This window comes from Janthinobacterium sp., from assembly GCF_009923995.1.
Taxonomy (GTDB): domain Bacteria; phylum Pseudomonadota; class Gammaproteobacteria; order Burkholderiales; family Burkholderiaceae_D; genus Janthinobacterium.
Genome location: NZ_RFSK01000013.1, coordinates 1 through 22,101, shown reverse-complemented (window position 1 = coordinate 22,101; position 22,101 = coordinate 1). Strand labels below are relative to the sequence as shown.

At 68.3% G+C, this 22,101-nt stretch carries 14 protein-coding genes; 6 read left to right on the top strand and 8 right to left on the bottom strand.

What is annotated here, in order from left to right; translation table 11 throughout:
* Positions 1-138: 138 nt before the first annotated feature.
* On the top strand, positions 139-1,659 hold the full coding sequence (locus EBS11_RS09065; RefSeq protein ID WP_290602174.1) for a SulP family inorganic anion transporter: 1,521 nt from the start codon (positions 139-141) through the stop codon (positions 1,657-1,659).
* Positions 1,660-1,738: 79 nt separating this feature from the next.
* Positions 1,739-2,656, top strand: a complete 918-nt coding sequence (locus EBS11_RS09060; protein ID WP_290602173.1) for a pyridoxal-phosphate dependent enzyme — start codon at positions 1,739-1,741, stop codon at positions 2,654-2,656.
* A gap of 4 nt (positions 2,657-2,660) precedes the next feature.
* Here the strand turns inward: EBS11_RS09060 and EBS11_RS09055 are convergent, their stop codons facing one another.
* The 7 genes from EBS11_RS09055 to EBS11_RS09025 all read right to left on the bottom strand — a co-directional run bounded on the left by EBS11_RS09055 (position 2,661) and on the right by EBS11_RS09025 (position 13,390).
* Positions 2,661-4,661 carry a diguanylate cyclase gene (locus EBS11_RS09055; protein WP_290602172.1) on the bottom strand — a complete coding sequence of 667 codons (2,001 nt, stop codon included), beginning with the start codon at positions 4,659-4,661 and terminating at the stop codon, positions 2,661-2,663.
* Entirely contained in the window at positions 4,658-5,188 is a 531-nt protein-coding gene (cysC, locus tag EBS11_RS09050) for an adenylyl-sulfate kinase (protein ID WP_290602171.1), read from the bottom strand. The genes EBS11_RS09055 and cysC overlap by 4 nt, the downstream gene beginning before the upstream one ends.
* 62 nt (positions 5,189-5,250) lie before the next feature.
* The gene (locus EBS11_RS09045; protein ID WP_290602169.1) at positions 5,251-7,920 is read right to left on the bottom strand and encodes a nitrate reductase; all 2,670 of its coding nucleotides are present in this window, start codon (positions 7,918-7,920) and stop codon (positions 5,251-5,253) included.
* 13 nt (positions 7,921-7,933) lie between these two features.
* Positions 7,934-9,160, bottom strand: coding sequence for an FAD-dependent oxidoreductase (locus tag EBS11_RS09040; RefSeq protein ID WP_290602168.1), 1,227 nt, complete (start codon positions 9,158-9,160; stop codon positions 7,934-7,936).
* Complete coding sequence (nirD, locus tag EBS11_RS09035; protein ID WP_290602166.1) at positions 9,157-9,519, bottom strand: nitrite reductase small subunit NirD; 363 nt, start codon at positions 9,517-9,519, stop codon at positions 9,157-9,159. The genes EBS11_RS09040 and nirD overlap by 4 nt, the downstream gene beginning before the upstream one ends.
* Complete coding sequence (gene nirB, locus EBS11_RS09030) at positions 9,520-12,084, bottom strand: nitrite reductase large subunit NirB (protein ID WP_290602164.1); 2,565 nt, start codon at positions 12,082-12,084, stop codon at positions 9,520-9,522.
* A gap of 10 nt (positions 12,085-12,094) precedes the next feature.
* Positions 12,095-13,390: an MFS transporter gene (locus tag EBS11_RS09025; protein ID WP_290602162.1), complete on the bottom strand. Its 1,296-nt coding sequence runs from the start codon at positions 13,388-13,390 to the stop codon at positions 12,095-12,097.
* A gap of 322 nt (positions 13,391-13,712) precedes the next feature.
* Between EBS11_RS09025 and EBS11_RS09020 the strand changes: the two genes are divergently transcribed.
* The 3 genes from EBS11_RS09020 (at position 13,713) to EBS11_RS09010 (ending at position 18,440) form a co-directional block, all read left to right on the top strand.
* Positions 13,713-15,491 carry a CehA/McbA family metallohydrolase gene (locus EBS11_RS09020; RefSeq protein WP_290602160.1) on the top strand — a complete coding sequence of 593 codons (1,779 nt, stop codon included), beginning with the start codon at positions 13,713-13,715 and terminating at the stop codon, positions 15,489-15,491.
* Between the two features lie 127 nt (positions 15,492-15,618).
* A complete protein-coding gene (locus tag EBS11_RS09015; protein ID WP_290602159.1) occupies positions 15,619-16,047 on the top strand; it encodes an RcnB family protein in 429 nt (142 codons plus the stop codon).
* A 287-nt stretch (positions 16,048-16,334) separates the two neighbouring features.
* Positions 16,335-18,440, top strand: a complete 2,106-nt coding sequence (locus EBS11_RS09010; protein WP_290602157.1) for a prolyl oligopeptidase family serine peptidase — start codon at positions 16,335-16,337, stop codon at positions 18,438-18,440.
* Between the two features lie 72 nt (positions 18,441-18,512).
* Here the strand turns inward: EBS11_RS09010 and EBS11_RS09005 are convergent, their stop codons facing one another.
* Positions 18,513-19,136, bottom strand: coding sequence for a glutathione S-transferase family protein (locus EBS11_RS09005; RefSeq protein ID WP_290602155.1), 624 nt, complete (start codon positions 19,134-19,136; stop codon positions 18,513-18,515).
* A 216-nt stretch (positions 19,137-19,352) separates the two neighbouring features.
* Here EBS11_RS09005 and EBS11_RS09000 point away from each other — a divergent pair, with 216 nt between their 5' ends.
* Positions 19,353-22,073 carry a M1 family metallopeptidase gene (locus EBS11_RS09000; protein ID WP_290602153.1) on the top strand — a complete coding sequence of 907 codons (2,721 nt, stop codon included), beginning with the start codon at positions 19,353-19,355 and terminating at the stop codon, positions 22,071-22,073.
* Positions 22,074-22,101 lie beyond the last annotated feature (28 nt).

Here is a 22,101-nt window from a genome sequence, read left to right as displayed (position 1 = left end):
TCACTCGCGCAGCCCATACCGATGTAGTTTTCCCCTGCCAGCCTGCCCTCACCCTGTCCGGCGCCGCCTTCGGCCTGCGCCTGTGTTTCCGCGCGCGCCCGCTGCCGTGCCGCGCGCCGCATTTTTCTTTGGAAGTCCATGTCTGCACTCAGCCCGGCCGCTATCAAGGTCAACGTCCTGAGCGGCGCCACTGTCGCCCTCGCCCTCGTCCCGGAAGCCATCGCTTTCGCCCTGCTGGCCCACGTCAGCGCCCTCACCGGCCTGTATGCGGCCTTTTTCATGTGCCTGATCACGGCCGCGCTGGGCGGCCGTCCCGGCATGATTTCCGGCGCCACCGGCGCGCTGGCCGTGGTGATGGTCAGCCTGGTGGTCAGCCATGGCGCCGAATACCTGTTCGCCACCGTCGTGCTGATGGGGCTGCTGCAAATGCTGTTTGCCGCCTGCCGCCTGGGCAAGCTGATACGCATGGTGCCGCATCCCGTCATGCTGGGCTTCGTGAACGGCCTGGCCATCGTCGTCTTCATGGCGCAGTTCGGCCACTTCAAGGTGCCGGACGCCAGCGGCGCGCTCACCTGGATCAGCGGCGCCCCGCTATGCCTGATGCTGGCCCTGGTGGCCGTGACCATGCTGGTCATCTATCTGCTGCCGCGCCTGACCACCGTCATCCCGTCCTCGCTGGCGGCCATCCTCGTGGTGGCCGGCCTGGTCTGGGCCCTGGGGCTGGAAACGAAGACCGTGGGCGACATGGGTTCCATCGCCGGCGGCCTGCCGCAGTTCCACGTCCCGCGCGTGCCGCTGACGCTGGAAACGCTGACCATCATCGGCCCGTATGCGCTGATCCTGGCCACCATCGGCTTGCTCGAGACGCTGCTGACCCTCAACCTGATCGACACCATCACGGACACGCGCGGCAGGCCCAACCGCGAAAGCCTGGCGCAGGGCATCGCCAACGTCGTCAGCGGCTTCTTCGCTTCCATGGGCGGCTGCGCCATGATCGGCCAGAGCATGATCAATATCGGCAACGGCGCCCGCTCGCGCCTGTCGGGCATCGTGGCCGGCGTGCTGCTGCTGGGCTTTATCCTGTTCCTCTCCCCATGGATCGAGAAAATCCCGCTGGCTGCGCTGGTGGGCCTGATGTTTGTCGTCTGCGCCAAGACCTTCGCCTGGGGCAGCCTGCAAACCCTGCGCAAGATTCCCCGCGCCGACGCCATCACCGTGATCGGCGTCACCATCATCACGGTGCTGACGGACCTGGCCGTCGCCGTGCTGGCGGGCGTGGTGTTTGCCGCCCTCGTCTTCGCCTGGCAGCATGCGCGCCAGATGGCCGCGCGCACCAGCACCGACGAACGGGGCTGGAAAGTCTACGCGCTGGAAGGCACGCTGTTCTTCGCCTCGACGGCCAACTTCGCGGCCCTGTTCCAGCCGAAGGACGATCCCCAGCACGTGGTGATCGATTTTGCCGGCGCGCGCGTCGTCGACCATTCCGCCATCGAGGCCATCGACGCGCTGGCGCAGCGCTACCAGCAGGCGGGCAAGACCCTGCACCTGCGCCACCTGAGTCCCGACTGCCTGGCCATCCTGGGCAAGGCGCGCCCCCTGGTCGAAGTCAACGAGCTGGAAGACCCGCACTACCGCGTGGCCGACAACCGCCTCGACTGAACGTCCCGGCGGCAAGGGTGAGGGGGCGGCGGCGGCGCTTCGGCTATGATGCTGGCCTGACCGTCTTCCAGGAATCCGCATGGCCCTGCACATCGAAACCCCCTTGCTCAACTCGCGCGCCCTGAGCCTGCACAGCGAGCGCGCCGTCTGGCTCAAGCTCGAAGCGCTGCAGCCGCCAGGCTCCTTCAAGATCCGCGGCATCGGCCTCGCGTGCGAGGAATATGCGCGGCGCGGCGCCAGCCGCTTCATCTCTTCTTCCGGCGGCAATGCCGGCATCGCCGTCGCCTATGCGGGGCGCCAGCTGGGCATACCCGTCATCGTCGTGGTGCCGGAAACCACGAGCGCCCGGGCCTGGGCCCTGATCGCGCAGGAAGGCGCGCAAGTCATCGTGCATGGCGCCGCGTGGCAGGAAGCGAACGCACTGGCGCAATCCATGCTCACGCCGCAGGACGCCTTTTTGCACCCGTTCGACGACCCGCTGCTGTGGCAGGGCCATGCGGGCATGATCGACGAAGTGGCGCGCGCGGGCGTGAAACCGGACGCCGTCGTGCTGTCCGTGGGCGGCGGCGGCCTGCTGGCCGGCGTGGCCGAAGGCCTGCAGCGCAACGGCTGGGACGACGTGGCCCTGGTGGCCGTGGAAACCGAGGGCGCCGCCTCGCTGGCGGCCGCCGTGGCCGCGCGCGAACACGTGGCCCTGCCCGCCGTGAGCAGCATCGCCACCTCGCTGGCCGCGCGCCAGGTCTGCGCGCAGGCATTCCACATCAGCCAGACGCGTTTGCTGCACAGCGTGGTGGTGCCGGACCGGGCCGCGGTGGAAGCCTGCCAACGCTTCATCACCGACCAGCGCCTGGTGGTGGAACCGGCCTGCGGCGCGGCGCTGGCCGCCGTGTACGGCAAGGTGCCGCAGCTGGCGCCCTACCGCAACGTGCTCGTCATCGTCTGCGGCGGCGTGACGGCCACCACGCAGCAGCTCGACCACTGGGCCGCCACCCTGTAGCCGCCTATTCCGCCGCCTCGAGCAGCGCCACGCCATCGCGGCCCTGCCCCTTGGCGGCATACAGGGCCTGGTCGGCCAGGTCCAGCAGCTGCGCCGGCGTCAGCGCGCCGTCGCGGAAGATGGCGATGCCGATGCTGGTCGTCACCGGCAGCGGGCCGCCGGCCAGCTCGAAGGGCTGGCGGATGGCGTCGATGATCTTGGCGCCGATCTGGCCCACTTCGGCCGCGCTCTTCACGCCCTCGAGAACGATCACGAATTCATCGCCGGCCAGGCGCGCCACCAGGTCGCTGGCGCGCACGCTGCGCGCCAGGCGGCCCGCGAACTCCTTGAGCACCTCGTCGCCCGCCTGGTGCCCCAGGCGGTCGTTGATGGCCTTGAAGCGGTCGATATCGAGGTAGGCCAGCGCCATCGGCGCGCGCGTGGCGCGCGTGCGCTGCATGCTTTGCTCCAGCTGCTCGTCGAAGCGGCGCCGGTTGGCGATGCCCGTCAGGGTGTCGGTGGCGGCGGCAAACTGCAGCGCCGTGTGCACGGCCCGGGTCTTGGTGATTTCGTGGATCAGGCCATACACGCCGGCCACCGCGCCGCGCTCGTCCACGTCGGGCACGTAGCTGGTCTGGAAGGCGCGCAAGCCATCGCCCTCGGCCCCGACCGTAAATTCAAAGTCCACCTCTTCGCCCGCAAAGGCGCGCCGCAGATACGCTTCGCGCATTTGGTACGCTTCCTCGCCCAGCACTTCGCGCACGGAGTGCATCAGGCTTTCCTTGCGCGACTTGCCGAACCATTTTTCAAACGTCGCGTTGATGAACTGGTAGCGGTGTTCGCGGTCGATGTAGACGATCACCACGGGCACGTGGTCCGTCAGCAGCTTCAGGCGCCGTTCGCTGTCGCGCGTCTGCGCCTCGGCCATTTCGCGCTCGGCCACCAGCGAGTAGAAATCGCGGCTCAAGTCGCCGATCTCGTCGCGCCGCTCGATCTGCAGCACGTCGATGCCCAGGCGATGACGGCGGATCTCGTGCACCTGGTGGCGCAGGCGCGCCAGGGGCTGCAGCAGGCGCAGCACCGCGCGCCAGCCGGCCAGGCCCGCCAGCGCCGCCAGCAGCACGGCGGCCAGCAGGATCTTGCTGCGGATGGCGTGCAGCGGCGCGAACGCGTCGCGCATGGGGTAGACGGACGCCAGTATCCAGCCCGTCGAGGCGATGCGATGGTAGGCGAACAGCGCATCGACGCCCTGCGTGGTGCTGCCCGCCAGCCAGCCCTCGAAGCCCTGCATGGCGCGCCGCGTGGGCGCGCTGACGGGACCCTGCGCTTCGATGTGCTGCATGATGCGCGACTTGTCCGGGTGCTCGACGATGACGCCGTCGCTGGTCATGATGTACAGGTAGCCGCCCGCGCCGGGCTTCAGCGCGCCCAGGCGCCCCAGGAAATCGGGCTGGCGCAGGTTGACGCTGGCCGCCAGCACGTAGCGCACGCCGCCGCTGGCGTCGAACACGGGCTGCGTCACCACCACGATGGGCATGCCGGAAATGCTGCCGTTGAGCGGCGCGGAGATCACCGAGCGCCGGCTCGCCAGCGTCTGTTCGAAATACGGGCGGCCTTTCAGGTTCAGCCCCGCCTGCGGCTTGAAGGGACTCACGCTGGCCAGCACGAGGCCGTCCATGCCGACGACGCCGGCCGAATAGAACTCCCTGGCCAGCACGGTCTGCGCGGACAGGAAGCGCTGCAGGCTGGCGCCGTCCTGCGCGCCGCCGGCCGCCAGGCTGTCGGCGATCGCGCGCAGCACGTTGCGCTTGGCGTCGAGTTCCTCGTCGATGAAGACGGCGGCGCCGGCCAGCGACACATACTGCTGGCGCCCCGTGACGTCGCGCATGCCCAGTTCGGCCACGGCCAGGGTGGCCAGCGCCAGCAGCGCGACGGCGCCCAGCACCAGCAGGAAGACGACCACGCTCATGCGCGCCTTCAGGCTGGCGGGCAGGCGCCGGCGCAGCCGTTTGCGCCAGGTCTTCACGGCCGCTGCCGCAGGTGCCGGCAAATGCGCTCGACCGCCTCGTCCAGCGCCAGCGTGCCCGTGTCCAGGGTCAGCGCCGCGTCCAGCGGTGCTTCGTAGGGCGCGGAAATGCCCGTGAACTGCGCGAGCCGTCCCGCGCGCGCCTGCGCATACAGGCCCTTGACGTCGCGCGCCTCGCACACGGCCAGCGGCGTGCTGACATGCACCTCGATGAAATTCCCGGCGCCGACGATGGCGGCGGCCGTGGCGCGGTCGCTGCGGTACGGCGAAATGAAGGCGGCGATGACGGTCAGGCCCGCATTGTTCATCAGGCGCGCCACTTCGGCCGTGCGGCGGATGTTTTCATGCCGGTCCGCGGGCGTGAAACCCAGGTCGCGGTTCAGTCCATGGCGCAGCTGGTCGCCATCGAGCACCGTCACGGCGCGGCCCTGCGCCTTCAGCGCCTGCGCCAGCGCCAGGGCGATGCTGGTCTTGCCGGCGCCGCTCAAGCCCGTCAGCCAGACGGTAGGATGTTGTACTGCTGTCATCACACTGCCTCTCTCTTGTAGAGCTGGCAATATAACAAAGCCGTGCGGGAAAGGACAGATTATCAGGCCACGCTGCGCACCTCCAGCAGCAACTGTCGTATCTCCGGCACGCAGGAGCCGCAATTGCCGCCCGCCCTGACGCAGGCCGTCACCTGCGCCGTCGTCGTCAGCCCTTGCTCCCGGATGGCGGCGCAGATGGTGTTGCGCCCCACGCCAAAGCATGCGCACACGGTCGGCCCCGCATCGGCGCCCTTGCCGATGGGCTGGCCCAGCAGTACCCCGGCGCGGTCGGCCGCGTCCATCTGCGCGTGCGCAAACAGGCTGGCGAGCCAGGCGCGCGACGGCAGGTCGGGCCGCGGCGAGACGTATACGCATTGCGCGATGCGCCCCTCGTTCAGGTGCACGGCGCGGTACACGCCGGCGCTGGCATCCGCATAATCGAGCCAGTCGGCCTGCTCGTCCGCCACGCCCAGCAGCGCGCGCGCCCAGGCGCCCAGGTCGGCGATGCGCTGGCGGCCCGCCAGCTCGTAGCGCAGGAACTGTCCGCCCTGGATTCGCGTCCAGTGCGCCACGCCGTCGAGGTTTAACGCGGTGCGGCTCAGGACGAAGGCATGCCAGTGCACGCGGAATTGCTCGATGCGCACGGGCGTATGCTTGAATTCCGGCTCGCCCGAGACGGGATCGACGGCCGGATTGACGACGGCGCCCACGCGCGCGTCGGAGGCATTCGCGTCGCTCCAGTGGATGGGCACGAAGGCCTGGCCGCGCGCGATGCCGCCGCCATGCACCACCCGCGCCACCATGGCGCCCCAGGCGCTGGAGATGCGCGCCAGTTCGCCCTCGCGCACGCCGTACAGCAGCGCATCCTGCGGGTGCAGGTCGATGAAAGCCTCGGCCACGTGGCCGGACAGTTTCGCCGCCTTGCCCGTGCGCGTCATGGTATGCCACTGGTCGCGCACCCGGCCCGTGTTGAGGATCAGCGGATAATCCTCGTCGGGGGCGTTGCGCGGTGCGCGCGGCGGCGTGGGCACGAAGCGGGCGCGCCCGTCCGCATGGGCGAAACGGCCGTCGCCGAACAGGCGCGCCTGGCCCCCCGGCCACTGCTGCGGCGCCAGGCCATCGTATTGCGCCGCGTCCAGGTTTTCCAGGCCCGCCAGATTGAACAGACGCGCCAGCTCCCCGCCGTTGCGAAAGGTAGACAGGCGCGCATGCTCGTCGAAGATGGCTTGCGGCGTCGTGAAATCGAAGCCCGCGTAGCCCATGCGCCGCGCCACGTCGCACAGCACCTGCCAGTCGGCGCGCGCCTCGCCCGGCGCCGGCAGGAACGCGCGCTGGCGCGAGATGCGCCGCTCCGAGTTCGTCACCGTGCCATCCTTCTCGCCCCAGCCCAGCGCGGGCAGCAGCACGTCGGCATGGGCATTCGTGTCCGACTCGGCGCTGATGTCCGACACCACCACCAGTTCGCATTTGGCCAGCGCGCGGCGCACCTGGTCGGCGTCCGGCATGCTCACCAGCGGATTGGTGGCGATGATCCACACGGCTTTCACCGTGCCCGCCTCGATCGCGTGGAACAGTTCCACGGCCTTCAGGCCCGGCTTGCCGGCCATGCGGGGCGCGTCCCAGAACGCCTGCACGGTGTCGCGGTGCAGCGGCTTGTCCAGCTCCATGTGCGCCGCCAGCATGTTGGCCAGGCCGCCCACTTCGCGCCCGCCCATGGCATTCGGCTGGCCCGTCAGCGAAAACGGCCCCATGCCGGGCTGGCCGATGCGCCCCGTCGCCAGGTGGCAGTTGATGATGCTGTTGACCTTGTCCGTGCCGGAAGACGACTGGTTGACGCCCTGGGAAAACGCCGTGACCACCTTGCGCGTGGCGGCAAACGCCTGGTAGAACGCCAGCAGGGCCTGCGCATCGACCCTGCAGATGCGCGCCACCTGCAGCGGGTCGCCGCAATCCACGTGCGCGGCGGCCAGCGCGTCGTCGAGGCCCGCACTGTGCTGCGTGACGAAAGCGTCATCGATCGCGCCTTCCCGCGCCAGATAGCACAGCAAGCCGTTGAACAGCCACACGTCCGTGCCCGGCTTCACGGGCAAATGCAGGTCGGCCAGCTCGCAGGTGGCCGTGCGGCGCGGGTCGATCACCACCAGCTTCATGCCCGGCCGCTCTTCCTTCAGGCGCGCGATGCGCTGAAACAGGATGGGGTGGCACCAGGCCGTGTTCGAGCCGACCAGCACCACCATGTCGGCCAGTTCCAGGTCCTCATAGCAGCCGGGCACGATGTCCTCGCCGAACGCCCGCTTGTGGCCCGCGACGGCCGAGGACATGCACAGGCGCGAATTGGTGTCGATATTCGCGCTGCCCACGTAGCCCTTCATGAATTTGTTGGCGACGTAATAGTCTTCCGTCAGCAGCTGGCCCGAGACATACAGGGCGACGGCGTCGGAGCCGTGCTCGGCTATGATGGCGCGCAGGCCGCCCGCCACCCGGTCCAGCGCCGCATCCCAGGAAACCCGCCGCAGCACGCCGTCGACGCGCATCTGCGGCTGCAGCAAACGGTTCTCCAGGCCCAGGGTGTCGCCCAGCGCCGAGCCTTTCACGCACAGCTTGCCCAGGTTGGCCGGGTGGCTGGCATCGCCGGCGATGCGGATGGCGCCATCGGGCAGGCGTGTCGCTTCGACGCCGCAGCCGACGCCGCAGTACGGGCAAGTGGTTTTCACGGGCGCGCAAATCGTCATGGGGGGGTTCCTGTCAGGCGGCCTGGCCGCACAGGGCCTGGCCAAACAAAAGGTGGGAGCGCAGCGCGCCGATGTCGCGGCGCTGCTGGATCAGGTCGAAATACCAGGGCCCGTCCTGCACCTCGCCATACAGCACGGCGCCCACCAGGCGGCTGCCCTGCACCACCAGGCGCTTGTAGACGCCGCGACGCGGGTCGCGCAGCACCAGGTCTTCGCTGCCTTCGCCGCCGAGGATGTCGCCGGCCGAATACAGGTCGATGCCCGTCACCTTCAGCTTGGTGGCGCTGGCTTGCTGCACGTAGCGCCGGTGGCCCGCGCCGGCCAGGTGGGCGCCGCACACGCGCGCCTGCTCCCAGATGGGCGCCACCAGGCCGAAGGTGGCGCGCCGGTGCTGCACGCACTCGCCCACGGCGTACACGCGCGGATCATAGCTTTGCAGGCAGTCGTCGACGACGATGGCCCGCTCGCAATGCAGGCCGGCCGCCTGCGCCAGCGCGATGTTGGGGCGCACGCCGGCCGTCATCACCACCAGGTCGGCGGGGATGACGCTGCCGTCCGCAAAGCGCACGCCCTGCACCCGATCCGTGCCCGTGATTTCGGCCGTCTGCGCGTGCATGAGGAACCGCAGGCCGCGCGCTTCCAGCGCCGTTTTCAGCAGCAGCGACGCGGGCTGGTCCAGCTGCTGGTTCATCAGGCTGCCGCTGGCATGCACGACGGTGACGTCCATGCCCTGGCGCTGCAGGCCATTGGCCGCTTCCAGTCCCAGCAGGCCGCCGCCGATGATCACGGCGTGGCGGTGCGTGCGCGCCGCCCGCAGCATGGTGTCGACATCGCTGATATCGCGAAAGCCGATCACGCCGGGCAGCTGGTGGCCCGGCACTGGCACGATGAACGGCGTGGAACCGGTGGCCAGCAGCAGGCGGTCGTAGCCTACCGTGATGCCGGAGCGGGCCTGCACGGTGCGCGCCTGGCGGTCGATGCGCACGACGGGGTCGCCCGCGTGCAGGGTGATGCCGTGCTGCGCATACCAGTCGCGCGTGTGCAGCATGATGTCGTCCACCGTCTTTTCGCCGGCCAGCACCGGGGAGAGCAGGATGCGGTTGTAATTGCCATGCGGCTCGGCACCGAAGACGGTGATGTCGTACAGGTCGGGGGCCAGTTTCAGCAATTCCTCGACCGTGCGCATGCCGGCCATGCCGTTGCCGACCACCACCAAGGAGGGGCGCCGGGGCGGGTTCACAGGGCCACCCACACCATGTCGGCAAACACGCGCGCGGGCCAGGCCGCCACGGAGTGCCCGGGCGCTTCGATGCATTCGCCGCTGGCCAGGTCAAAATGCTGCTTGTACAGCGGCGAGGCGACGACGACGCGCTCGCCGATGCTGCCCACGATGCCGCGCGACAGCACGGAAGCACCGGCGTTCGGGTCGATATTGTCGATGGCGTAGACGCGCGGCGACGCATCGCCGACGCGGAACACGGCCACGTGGCGGCCTTTCAGCAAGGCGCAGACCCCCGTGTCGGGCACGATGTCATGCAGGGCGCAGACGGGCTGCCAATCGGCATCCCGGGGCAAGGGCAAGGACAGGTCATTCATCATTCACGCCTCCACGGCAAGGATGGGGATCACGGTGCTGCGGCGTTCCTCAGGCGTGGCGGGCCGGATCTGGCCCCGTTCCGCGGCAAAGACGACGTTTTCATCGCGCTGGTCGCTGTTGACGAAATGGCGGAAGCGCTGGCGCACGGCGGGGTCGGTGACGGCCGCCTGCCACTCGCAGGCATAGGTGTCGACCACGTGCTGCATGTCCGCCTCCAGCTCGTGGGCGATGCCCAGGCTGTCGTCGATGATGACGCGCTTGAGGTAATCGAGGCCCCCTTCCAGGTTGTCGCGCCATACGCTGGTGCGCTGCAGGCGGTCGGCCGTGCGCACGTAGAACATCAGGAAGCGGTCCACATAACGCACCAGGGTGGCTTCATCGAGATCGGCGGCGATCAGTTCCGCGTGGCGCGGCTTCATGCCGCCGTTGCCGCACACGTACAGGTTCCAGCCCTTTTCCGTGGCGATCAGGCCGACGTCCTTGCCCTGCGCCTCGGCGCATTCGCGCGTGCAGCCGGAGACGCCGAACTTGATCTTGTGCGGCGTGCGCAAGCCCTTGTAGCGGTTTTCCAGCTGAATCGCAAAGCCCACGCTGTCGGCCACGCCGTAGCGGCACCAGGTGGAACCGACACACGATTTGACCGTGCGCAAGGATTTGCCGTAGGCGTGGCCCGATTCGAAGCCGGCCGCGATCAACTCTTCCCAGATGGCCGGCAACTGTTCCACGCGGGCGCCGAACAGGTCGACCCGCTGGCCGCCCGTGATTTTCGTGTAGAGACCATATTTTTTCGCCACCATGCCGACGGCGATCAGGCCATCGGCCGTCACTTCGCCGCCCGGCATGCGGGGCACGACGGAATACGTGCCATCCTTCTGGATATTGCCAAGGAAGTAATCATTGCTATCCTGCAGGCTGGCGTGGACGGGCGACAGCACGAAATCATTCCAGCACGAGGCGAGGATATTCGCCGCCACGGGCTTGCACACGTCGCAGCCGAGACCCCGGCCGTGCGCGGCCAGGAGCGCGCCGAAGCTGCGGATCTTGCCCACACGCACCAGATGATGCAGCTCCTGGCGCGAATACGCGAAGTGCTCGCACACGTGGTTGTCGACTGCCAGACCCTGCTTCTGCATTTCCGCCTTCATGACCTGCGTCACCAGGGGCACGCAGCCGCCGCAGGCCGTCCCCGCGCACGTAGCACTCTTCAGGGCGCCGATGCTGGTGGCGCCCGCAGCCACCGCCGCGCACAGCGCGCCCTTCGACACGTCGTTGCACGAGCAGATTTGCGCGCCATCGGGCAAGGCAGCCACGCCCAGCCCCGTCTTTTGCTGGCCGTCCGCCTGCGGCAGGATGAGGAATTCGGGCGATGCCGGCAGCTCGATCTTGTTGAGCATCATCTGCAGCAGGGTGCCGTATTCGCTGGCGTCGCCCACCATCACGCCGCCCAGCAGGTACTTGCCGCAGTCGGAAACGACGATCTTCTTGTAGATCTGCTTGCGCTCGTCCATGAACTGGTAGGAGCGGCTGCCCGGCGCATGGCCGTGCGGGTCGCCCAGGCTGGCCACGTCCACGCCCATCAATTTGAGCTTGGTGCTCATGTCGGCGCCCTTGAAGCCGGCCTCGCCCGCTTCTCCTTCCTCCTCCTGCAGCAGGTGGCGCGCCGCGATGCGCGCCATTTCATAGCCGGGCGCCACCAGGCCGAAGACGAGACCGCCCCACAGCGCGCATTCGCCGATGGCGTAGATGTCCGGGTCGGAGGTGACGCAGCGGTCGTCGATGGCGATGCCGCCCCGCGGCCCGACCTCCAGGCCGCAGGCGCGAGCCAGTTCGTCGCGGGGACGGATGCCGGCCGAGAAGACGATCATGTCCGCTTCCAGGTGGCTGCCGTCGGCGAACTGCATGCGGTGCGTGGCCGCCTCGCCGTCGACGATGGCCAGGGTGTTCTTTTGCGTGTGCACGGTCACGCCCAGTTCCTCGATCTTGCGGCGCAGGACGCGCGCGCCGCCCTCGTCCACCTGCACGGCCATCAGGCGCGGCGCGAATTCCACCACATGCGTGTCGAGTTGCAAGTCGCACAAGGCCTTCGCGCATTCGAGGCCCAGCAGCCCGCCGCCGATCACCACGCCCGTGCGGGACTTGCCGCCCCAGGCCAGCATGGCTTCCAGGTCTTCGATGGTGCGGTAGACGAAGCAGCCGTCGCGCTCCTTGCCCGGCAGCGGCGGCACGAAGGGCGAGGAGCCGGTGGCAAACACCAGTTTGTCGTAAGGCAGCACCTCGCCCGTGCTGGCCGTGACGGTCTTCGCCACGCGGTCGACGGAGACGGCGCGCGCATTGAGTTTCAGGACGACGTTGGCCTTGTCGAAGAAGCCGGGCGCCACCAGCGACAGGTCCTCGGCCGACTTGCCGCTGAAGAACTCGGACAGGTGCACCCTGTCGTAGGCGGGGCGCGGCTCTTCGCACAGCACGGTGACGTGCAGGTGCGGGGCGTTGTCCAGCGCCAGCCGTTCCAGGAACTTATGCCCGACCATGCCATGGCCAAGGACGATGATGTTCAGGGGATGGTTCATGCTGGTCTCCTCAGGCCGCGGCCATGTTCGGTTCGGCCGCCAGCCCCGTAAACCGGGCGCCGATGGCGCACAGGGCCGAGATCACCACCAGGGCGCTGAGGATGATCAGGGTCTGGCGGATGTCGCCCGTGCCCTTCATCAGGAAACCGGCCGCCACGGCGCCCACGTTGCCGCCCGCGCCGATGATGCCGGCCACGCCGCCCAGCGCCTTGCCGTCGATGAAGGGCACCAGCGCGTAGGTGGCGCCGCACGCCATGTGGGTGAACAGGCCGAAGACCAGCATGGCGATGACGGCGTACGTGACGCTGTCGACTTTCGCAAACCACAGCAGGCCCACGCCTTCGCCTATCATCAGCATGAACAGCAGGGTCACGCGGCTGTTCAGATTGCCGCGCAGGGCCAATTTATCGGACAGCCAGCCACCGAGGGCGCGGGCGAACAGGGCCAGCAGGCCGAAGCTGCCGGCGGCCAGGCCCGCCGATTTCAGGGACAGGCCGAAATGGTCGACGTAGTACACGGCGGCGATGTTGTGGATGAAGATCTCGATGCCGAAGCAGGCGCCGTAGGTGACGAACAGCAGCCACACGCGGTAATTGCCGCTGGCGGCCTTGAAGCTGGCCCAGCCACCCTTTTTACTACCCTCAATGGCGCCGCCGGCGGCGCGCAAGTCCGCGTAATTGCCTTCCGGGCAATCCTGCGTATAGCGCCAGTACAAGGCGGCCATCACCAGCATCAGCACGCCCGGCACCAGCAAGGCGATGCGCCAGCCCAGCGATTCGGACACGCCCAGCATCAGCACGGCGCCCAGCAGCAAGGGCATCAGCGCCTGCGCCGCGCCGCCGCCCGCATTGCCCCAGCCGGCGGCGGCCGCATTCGCCGTGCCCACCACGCGGGGCGCGAACATCACGGAGGTGTGATATTGCGTAATGACAAAGCTGGCACCGACGGCGCCGATGCCCAGGCGGAAGAACAGGAAGCTTTCATAGCTTTGCGAGGCCGCCACACCCAGCACGGGAATGGCGCCCAGCAGCAGCAAGCCCGTGTAGGTCTTGCGCGGGCCATAGCGGTCGCACAGCGGTCCGACGATGAGGCGCACGAGGATGGTGATGGCGACGGCCGCGATATTGATGTTCGCCACTTGCGCCAGGGACAGGCCGAATTCGCCCTTGATGACGGGCATCAGGGGCGCGCAGGCGAACCAGGCGAAGAAACACACGAAAAATGCCATCCACGTCAGGTGGAATGCGCGCATGGGCGGCGTGGCGAAGGAGAAGAGCGCGATGCGCGTTGCTTTTTGGCTGGCCATGGTGGCTCCCGAAGTATCCCGTTGATCAAACAAAACGGCGCCCGCCCCCGCCGATGCAAGATCAGCCAGAGCGGACGCCGTTGTCCAGGTGGTCCGTCGTTGGACCGTTGTGCGTGTATTCCGGGGATCGCCGTTGATCCGTCCCTTCTGTTTAGCAAGCGCCGTGCCAGCGCCCTGCACGGGCACGCGCCGCTATCCGCACATGGTTTGCGCCAGATCATGGCACCTGGCGGTGCACGGACGCCTCTTCTTGGTGCGCGCAGGAACCCGAACGTGGCAGTGCTTGTCTAAACGCTATCGGACTCATGAAGCGGAGGCGGCCATGGTCAGGCAAAGGCAGCTGCGGCGCGGCGTCGCGCGCGCGGTGGCGTGGGCATGCGTGGGGGCGCTCTTGCTCGCCTGGAGCCATAGTGCTGCAGCACAAGACCGTGCCGCCCCACCGAGGGAGCACAGCGAACTCGACGCCACCGTGCTGGCGCCGTTCAGCGCCGCGCCCGGCGCATCGCGCACGCAGGCGCGCACCTTTGTCGTGCGCCTCGCCTATCCCGCCGGCCCGCCGGGGGCGGCAGGCACGGCGGCAGGCGTGGGGACGGTGGGCAGCGACGGCAGCGACGGCGGCAGCCTCTCCCACCCGGTGCGCTGGCGCCTGACCCTGTCCGGCCCCGGCCCGCAAGGGGCGCTGCGGCGCCAGTGGTCCGGCCAGGCGAACGTCGGAGCGGGCACGGTGAGCCTGGCCCTGCCCTGGGATGGACGGGCCGATGCCGCTGCGCGCGAACGGCGGGCACTGGTCGCCGATGGCCTGTACCAGCTGCGCCTCGTGGCCGTGGCGGACGCAGGCACGCCGCAGGAAGCGCAGGTGGAGCAGCAATGGCAAATCCAGGTGCAGCGGGGCGCCAGCACGGCGCCCACAGTGCCGCCATTCCAGGCCGGCCTGCGGCAACTGTCCGGCCTCGACGGCCCGCCCGCCTACCGCATCGTCTACGCCAACCTGCACAGCCAGACGCGCCACAGCGACGGCGGCGCCCCGCTGGACGCCTGCCATGGCGCGCAGGCACCGCAAACGGGCTCCTTCGGTCCCATCGATGCCTATGTATATGCGCAGGGCCATGGCCTCGACGCCCTGCTGACGTCCGAGCACAACCACATGTACGACGGCGCCGACGGCACGAATGCACAGGCCACCCCTGCCGAGGCGCAGGCCCTGTACCAGACGGGCCTGGCCGAAGCGGCCGCCTACACGGCGGCACACCCGGGCTTCCTGGCCCTGTACGGCATGGAATGGGGCGTCATCAGCAAGGGCGGCCACCTGAACATCTTCAACAGCGACCAGCTGCTGGGCTGGGAAAGGAACGGGCGCGGCGAACTGCTGGCCGACATCGACACGCCGAAGGGCGACTACGCTGGCCTGTACGCGCTGATGCGCGAACGGGGCTGGCTGGGCCAGTTCAACCACCCGGCGTCGGCGGGCCAGTTCCTCGTCAATGGCCAGCCGCTGGGCTATACGGCCGATGGCGACGCGGCCATGGTGCTGTGCGAAGTGATGAACACGTCCGCGTTTTCCGCGAATGACGAGGAAACGGAGACGCGGCGCAGCAATTACGAAGCGGCCTGCAACCGCGCCCTGGCGGCCGGCTACCACCTGGCCTTCAGCAGCAACCAGGACAACCACTGCGCCAACTGGGGAACGGCCTACGGCAACCGCACGGCCGTGCTCGTGCCCGCCGGCGCGGCCACCGCGCCCCTGTCGCGCGAGCAACTTTTCGAGGCGCTGCGCGCGCGCCGCGTGTTTGCCACCATGGACAAGCATGCCCAGCTGCTGTTCATGGCAAATGGCAGGCTGATGGGCGAACGCTTCGAGAACCGGGGACCGCTGCAGCTGTCCACCCACTTCAGCAACAGCGCGGGACGCCAGGCGGCGGCCGTCGCCATCTTCCACGGCGTGCCGGGCGGCAACGGTTCCGTCACGCAAGTGTCCGACCAGGCCAGCGTGACGCTGACTCCCGCGCCCGGCCTGCATTTCTATTACGCAAGATTGACGCAGGACGATGGCAACATCGTCTGGTCGGCGCCCGTGTGGGTGACGCAAGGTCCCGGCGCCTGAGCGCAGGCGCCAGGCGGCGCCGGGGCCTCATCCGTACGCCAGCGAACGGACGGGACGGCGGCAAGCGTGTTCTCATCAGTCATGGTCCGGTCATTCGTGTCGGCCCACATTGAAAGAGGAGTCTCTGATGAACAGGAATATCGTCGTTTCCGCCCTGGTCGCGGCCCTGATGGCATGTGGCGCGTCGGCGTCGGCCCAGGATCGCCACGAGCAGAATGAGCGCGGACCACAGCAGCAAGACCAGCGCGGGGATGCCGCGCGCGATCACGCCGACAATGGCAGGCAGCGTGACGACAACGGCCGCGGCCATGCCGATGCGCGCCCGGAGCATGGCGACAGCCACGCCAGCAACCGCGGCGCGGGGCCGCGCCATGACTTGCACAAGGGCAATCGCGTGCCCAGCGAATACCGCAACAAGCAGCACTACGTCAGCGACTGGCGCGGCCGCCACCTCAGTGCCCCGCCGCGTGGCCACCAATGGGTACAGGTCGACGGCGACTACGTGCTGATGGCCGTGGCCACGGGCGTGATCGCGCAGATCGTCCTGGGCAATTAAGCAGGGCGGCAGCAGCCTGCCGCGACCGGCGACCGGCGACCGGCAGGCTGCCGGTGCCGGGCTGGCGCGCGCCTGCCCCCGGGACGGTGCGGCAAGCGGGAAGTGAGGCGCCGCCCGGCGCCGCAGAAAATACGGCCTGGCCGTCCAGCAGCAAATATTATAGGAAATACATGTCACGACGACATTGATATCAAGGTTACACTGGTTCCTCACAGCAATCCGTGGCACCATGGCTGCGCCGTTTTGCCCGCAACACGGCCTCCATCCGTCTCATCAAGGAACCTATCATGTCGTCATATCGTACCTTCGCCGGCAGCATGCTGCTCGGCCTGGCCGCCGTGGGTATTGCCCATGCGCAAGCTCCTGCGCCCGCCGCCGCCAATACCGATCCCCACCTGTGGCTGGAAGAAGTCCTCGGCGACAAGCCGCTGGCCTGGGTCAAGCAGCACAATGCCGTCACCGTCAAGGAACTGGAAAGCCAGCCCGGCTTCCCAGCCCTGCAGGCGCGCCTGAAAACCATCCTCAATTCCAAGGAGCGCATTCCCTACGTGAGCAAGGAAGGCGAGTATTACTACAACTTCTGGCGCGATGCGCAGCACGTGCGCGGCATCTGGCGCCGCACCACGCTGGCGCAGTACCAGCTGGCCGAGCCAAGCTGGGAAACCGTGATCGACCTCGACCAGCTGGCCGCCGGCGAGAATGAAAACTGGGTCTGGGGCGGCGCCACCTGCCTGTATCCGAAGGGCGAACGCTGCCTCATTTCCCTGTCGCGCGGCGGCGGCGACGCCAAGGTGGTGCGCGAATACGACGTGGCCAAACGCGCCTTCGTCGAGGGCGGCTTCACCCTGCCTGAAGCGAAGGGCAGCGCCGGCTGGATCGATCAGGATACCCTCTTCGTCTCCACCGATTTCGGCCCCGGCTCGATGACCAGCTCGGGCTACCCGCGCATCATCAAGCAGTGGCAGCGCGGCACGCCCCTGCCGCAGGCGCAGACCGTGTACGAGGCCAAGGCCGACGACCTGAGCGCGGCCGCCTACAAGGATTTCACGCCCGGCTACGAGCACCAGTTCATCGAGCGGCAGATCGATTTCTACAGCGGCGAGATGTTCCTGCGCGACGGCGCCACGCTGACCAAGGTGCCGAAGCCGGACGATGCCACGGCCTTCACCGTGCGCGACCAGCTGATCATCACCCTGCGCTCGGACTGGAAAGTCAAGGGCAAGACCTATCCGCAGGGCGCCCTGCTGGCCACGGACTTCAAGGCCTTCATGCAGGGCAAGCAGGACCTGGAAGTGCTGTTCGCGCCGACGGCCACGTCGTCGCTGGACAACGTCACGCCGACGAAATCGGCCATCCTCGTCACCACCCTGGACAAGGTCAAGAACCGCCTGACGGAACTGCGCCACGTGGACGGTAAGTGGCTGCGCCGCAGCGTCGACGCGCCGAAGCTGGGCACCCTGGCCACCAGCGCGCTCGACCCGGTGGAATCGGACCAGTACTTCCTCACCGTGACCGACTTCCTCAACCCCACCACCCTGTACCTGGGCACGGCGCAAAGCGACAAGCGCACGAAGATCAAGTCCCTGCCCGCCTTCTACGATGCGGCGCCATACAAGGTGGAGCAGTTCGAATCGACGTCGAAGGATGGCACGAAAGTGCCGTATTTCGCCATCATGGGCAAGAAGACGAAGTTCGACGGCAGCAACCCGACCGTGCTGTACGGCTACGGCGGCTTTGAAGTGTCGTTGAAACCCAGCTACAGCGGCACCACGGGCGTGGCGTGGCTGGAAAAAGGCGGCGTGTACGTGCTGGCGAATATCCGCGGCGGCGGCGAGTTCGGCCCCCGCTGGCACCAGGCGGCGCTGAAGGAAAACCGCCAGCGCGCGTATGACGACTTCATCTCCGTGGCGCAGGACTTGATCAAGCGCAAGGTCACCAGCCCGCGCCACCTGGGTATCATGGGCGGCAGCAATGGCGGCCTGCTGACGGGCGCCGTGCTGGTACAGCGTCCCGACCTGTTCAACGCCGTCGTCAGCCAGGTGCCGCTGCTCGACATGCGCCGCTATAACAAGCTGCTGGCGGGCGCCTCGTGGATGGGCGAATACGGCGACCCGGACGTGCCGGAACAATGGGCCTACATCAGCAAGTACTCGCCCTACCAGAACGTCTTCAAGGACAAGAAATATCCGCGCGTGCTGTTTACCACCTCGACGCGCGACGACCGGGTGCACCCCGGCCATGCGCGCAAGATGGTGGCCAAGATGGAAGAACAGGGCCACGACGTGCTGTACTGGGAAAACACGGAAGGCGGCCATGCGGGCGCCGCCAACAACGACCAGCAGGCGCTGATGTGGGCGCTGACCTATACCTTCCTGCTGGAGCAGCTCAAGTAAAACGGGCTTGACGGCCCCGGCAAGCGAGAACGCCTGCACCGGACTTCCGGCGCAGGCGTTTTTTTTGGAAGCTTACTTCGCCTGCGCGCTGGGGCGTTCGGCGATGCGGTCGCGGTAAGCCTGCAGCTTGGACAGGCCTTCCGCGCCGGGGCGGTATTTCATCAGGCCGCGCGCGAATTCCAGCGCGCAGAAGGCCGTGATGTCGGCAATCGTGAAACGCTCGCCGGCGATGTAGGGCTGGCCCGCCAGCACCTGGTCGAGCCACTGCGCCGTCTCGCGCAGCTTGCCCGCCTGTGCCAGGGCGAAGTCGGGAAACTGCGGGTTTTCCAGCGCCACCAGGGCCGGATGGCCATGGCGCACCCAGTTGGCGGCGGCGCTGAACAGGTGCAGCTCCACCCTGCGGTCGGCCATTTCGATAAAGGCGCGCTCCTCGAAGCCTTCGCCCATCAGGTTGGGCTGCGGCTGCAAGCCTTCCAGGTAGGTGCAGATGGCGCGCGTCTCGGTCAGCACGCGCCCGTCCGCCAGTTCCAGCACGGGCACGCGGCCCAGCGGGTTTTTTGCCAGGAAGGCGGGGTCGCGGTGCTGGCCCGCCATCAGGTCGAGCGGCACTTCTTCGATGCCGGCGATGCCCTTCTCGGCGATGAACATGGTGACGCGGCGGGGATTGGGCGTGCGGGGGCTGATGTACAGTTTCATGTGCGTGGGTCTCGTCTCGTTATGGAGTTGGGCAATCCGCAGCGGGGCCGTCCGGCGGCGGCACAGCCAGGCGTCCATCATACCAGCCCCCTGGCGCGTTGACTTTGCCCCCGTTTCGCCTTAGATTGCTGGACGGGAACGCTGGCCGCCAGTTCCAGCGTAGTCCCGCCACCGTCATCCTCGCCCCGGCCTATCCGGCCCGCGGGCGCTTACCCCATGAACCTAGGGCATACCATGCACCGCATCCGCACTCCCCGTTTCCGCCGCAGCCAGCTGGCCGCCGCCGTCCTGGTCCTGGCCGCCGCCGGCGCCGGCCACGCAGCGCCCGCCACCGCGCAATACGCCTCGGCCAGCCGCGCCGCCGCGACCACCACGCAGCTGCCGCGCGGCGTCACGCCCCTGCACTACATCCTGTCGATCACGCCCGATGCCGCCGCCACCTTCCAGGGCGCCGTCGCCATCAAGGTCGCCGTCGACGCGCCGACCTCCAGCATCACCTTCAATGCCTTGAACCTCACGTTCGGCGCCGCCGCCATCGAAGGCGCGGGCGGCAGCAAGCAGGTGACGCGCAAAATCGACTTCGATGCGGACAAGCAGACGGCCACCCTGCATTTCGCCGAGCCCGTGGCCAGGGGCGAGTACCTGCTGCGCATCGACTACAGCGGCAAGATCGGCACGCAGGCGACGGGCCTGTTCTCGCTCGACTACGACACGCCCGAAGGCCGCCAGCGCGCCCTGTACACGCAGTTCGAGAACTCGGATGCGCGCAGCATGCTGCCGTCGTGGGACGAGCCGGACTACAAGGCTACCTTCGCGCTCGACGTCGTCGTGCCCAGCCAGCAGATGGCCGTCGGCAACATGCCCATCGCGCGCAGCGAAGAGCTGGGCAATGGCAAGAAGCACGTGTATTTCGCCACCACGCCGCGCATGTCCACCTACCTGCTGTTCTTCGGCCTGGGCGACTTCGAGCGGGCTACCAAGATGGCCGACGGCACGGAGATCGGCGTGATCACGAAAAAAGGCGCGCTGGCGCAAAGCCGCTTCGCGCTGGACGAGTCCAGCGCCCTGCTGCGCGAATACAACGACTATTTCGGCGTGCGCTACCCGCTGCCCAAGCTCGACAACATCGCCGCGCCGGGCCGCAGCCAGTTCTTCGGCGCCATGGAAAACTGGGGCGCCGTGTTCACCTTCGAATACGGCCTGCTGCTCGACCCGGCCATCTCCACCCAGGCCGACAAGGAAAATATCTACACCACCCTGTCGCATGAAATGGCGCACCAGTGGTTCGGCGACCTCGTCACCATGCGCTGGTGGGACGACCTGTGGCTCAACGAAGGCTTCGCCTCGTGGATGGAAGGGCGCACCACGCAGCGCTTGCACCCCGAGTGGAACACGGCCCTGGCGGACGTGGCCGGGCGCGAAGCGGCCATGGCCCAGGATGCGCTGCGCACGACGCACCCCGTGATCCAGCGCATCGCCACCGTGGAACAGGCCAGCCAGGCCTTCGACGGCATCACCTATCAAAAGGGCAAGGCCGTGATCAGCATGCTCGAAGCCTACGTGGGCGCCGACACGTGGCGCACGGCCGTGCGCAGCTACATGCGCAAGCATGCGTATGGCAACACGGTGTCCGACGACCTGTGGCGCGAAGTCGACGCGGCCGCCGGCAAGCCCGTCAGCGCCATCGCCCATGACTTCACCCTGCAGCCTGGCGTGCCGATGATCCGCGTGGGCGAAGCCGTGTGCCGCAAAGGCAGGACGCGCGTGACCCTCACGCAGGGGGAATTTTCCAAGGACCAGGCGGACAAGCAGCCGCTGTCGTGGCAGGTGCCCGTGATCGCCGCGACGCTCGGCAGCAGCAGGCAGGCACGCGTGCTGGTGAAGAATGGCAAGGCCACCCTGAACGTGCCCGGCTGCGGCGCCCTGCTGGTGAACGCGGGCCAGAGCGGCTACTACCGCACCCTGTACGCGCCGTCGAACGCGCGCGCGCTGGCGGCCGGCTTCGCGCGGCTGGCGCCCATCGACCAGCTGGGCCTGCTGTCGGACAGCCAGTCGCTGGGCATGGCGGGCCTGCAGGACCCGGCCGGCTTCCTGGACCTCGTGAAGGCGACGCCGCTGTCGGCCGACCCGCAGGTGCTGGGCAAGGTGGCCGCCATCCTGAACGGCCTGTACGAACAGTATGCGGGCGACGACGCGCAGGCCAAGGCGCGCCAGCAAGCCTTCGGCCGCTACGCCATCGCGCGCCTGGCGCCCATGATGGCGCAGACGGGCTGGGAAGCGCGTCCCGGCGAAGCGTCCAGCGTGGCCACCCTGCGCGGGCAGCTGATCACCATCCTCGGCGACATGGGCGAAGCGGGCGTGCTGGCCGAGGCGCGCCGCCGCTACGCGGCCAGCGAACAGGCCGGTGAGCAGGCCGCCATGCCGGCGCCGCTGCGCCGCGCCATCCTCGGCGTCGTGGCGCAGCACGCGGACGCCGCCACCTGGGAGCAGCTGCACGCCCGCGCGCGGGCGGAAAAGACGCCGCTGGTCAAGAACCAGCTGTACGACCTGCTGGCCGCCAGCGACGACGTCGCCCTGGCGCAACGCGCCCTGGCCCTGGCGCTGACGGATGAACCGGGCGTGACCAACAGCCCCGCCATGATTTCGCGCGTGGCGCGCACGCATCCGGAACTGGCCTTCGACTTCGCGCTGGCGCACCTGGAGCAGGTCAATGCACGCATCGACGCCAGCTCGCGCAGCCGCTACTTCCCGCGCCTGGCCGCCGCCTCGGCGCAGCCGCAGATGATCGCCAAGCTGCAGGCCTACGCGCAAGCCAACCTGCCCGACAGCGCGCGCGGCGACGCCGACAGCGCCGTGGCCGGCATCGGCTACCGCATCAAGCTGCGCGCCGAGCGGCTGCCCGCCATCGATGCGTGGCTGGCGAAACAGGCGGGTTAAACGGGGCATCCCGGCGCCGCGGCGCCGG

Excerpts from the sequence above, each read along its gene's own strand:
- EBS11_RS09065 (WP_290602174.1), top strand. The coding sequence starts at position 139 with ATGTCTGCACTCAGCCCGGCCGCTATCAAGGTCAACGTCCTGAGCGGC.
- EBS11_RS09060 (WP_290602173.1), top strand. The coding sequence starts at position 1,739 with ATGGCCCTGCACATCGAAACCCCCTTGCTCAACTCGCGCGCCCTGAGC.
- cysC (WP_290602171.1), bottom strand. The coding sequence starts at position 5,188 with ATGACAGCAGTACAACATCCTACCGTCTGGCTGACGGGCTTGAGCGGC.
- EBS11_RS09045 (WP_290602169.1), bottom strand. The coding sequence starts at position 7,920 with ATGACGATTTGCGCGCCCGTGAAAACCACTTGCCCGTACTGCGGCGTC.
- nirD (WP_290602166.1), bottom strand. The coding sequence starts at position 9,519 with ATGATGAATGACCTGTCCTTGCCCTTGCCCCGGGATGCCGATTGGCAG.
- nirB (WP_290602164.1), bottom strand. The coding sequence starts at position 12,084 with ATGAACCATCCCCTGAACATCATCGTCCTTGGCCATGGCATGGTCGGG.
- EBS11_RS09025 (WP_290602162.1), bottom strand. The coding sequence starts at position 13,390 with ATGGCCAGCCAAAAAGCAACGCGCATCGCGCTCTTCTCCTTCGCCACG.
- EBS11_RS09020 (WP_290602160.1), top strand. The coding sequence starts at position 13,713 with ATGGTCAGGCAAAGGCAGCTGCGGCGCGGCGTCGCGCGCGCGGTGGCG.
- EBS11_RS09015 (WP_290602159.1), top strand. The coding sequence starts at position 15,619 with ATGAACAGGAATATCGTCGTTTCCGCCCTGGTCGCGGCCCTGATGGCA.
- EBS11_RS09010 (WP_290602157.1), top strand. The coding sequence starts at position 16,335 with ATGTCGTCATATCGTACCTTCGCCGGCAGCATGCTGCTCGGCCTGGCC.
- EBS11_RS09005 (WP_290602155.1), bottom strand. The coding sequence starts at position 19,136 with ATGAAACTGTACATCAGCCCCCGCACGCCCAATCCCCGCCGCGTCACC.
- EBS11_RS09000 (WP_290602153.1), top strand. The coding sequence starts at position 19,353 with ATGAACCTAGGGCATACCATGCACCGCATCCGCACTCCCCGTTTCCGC.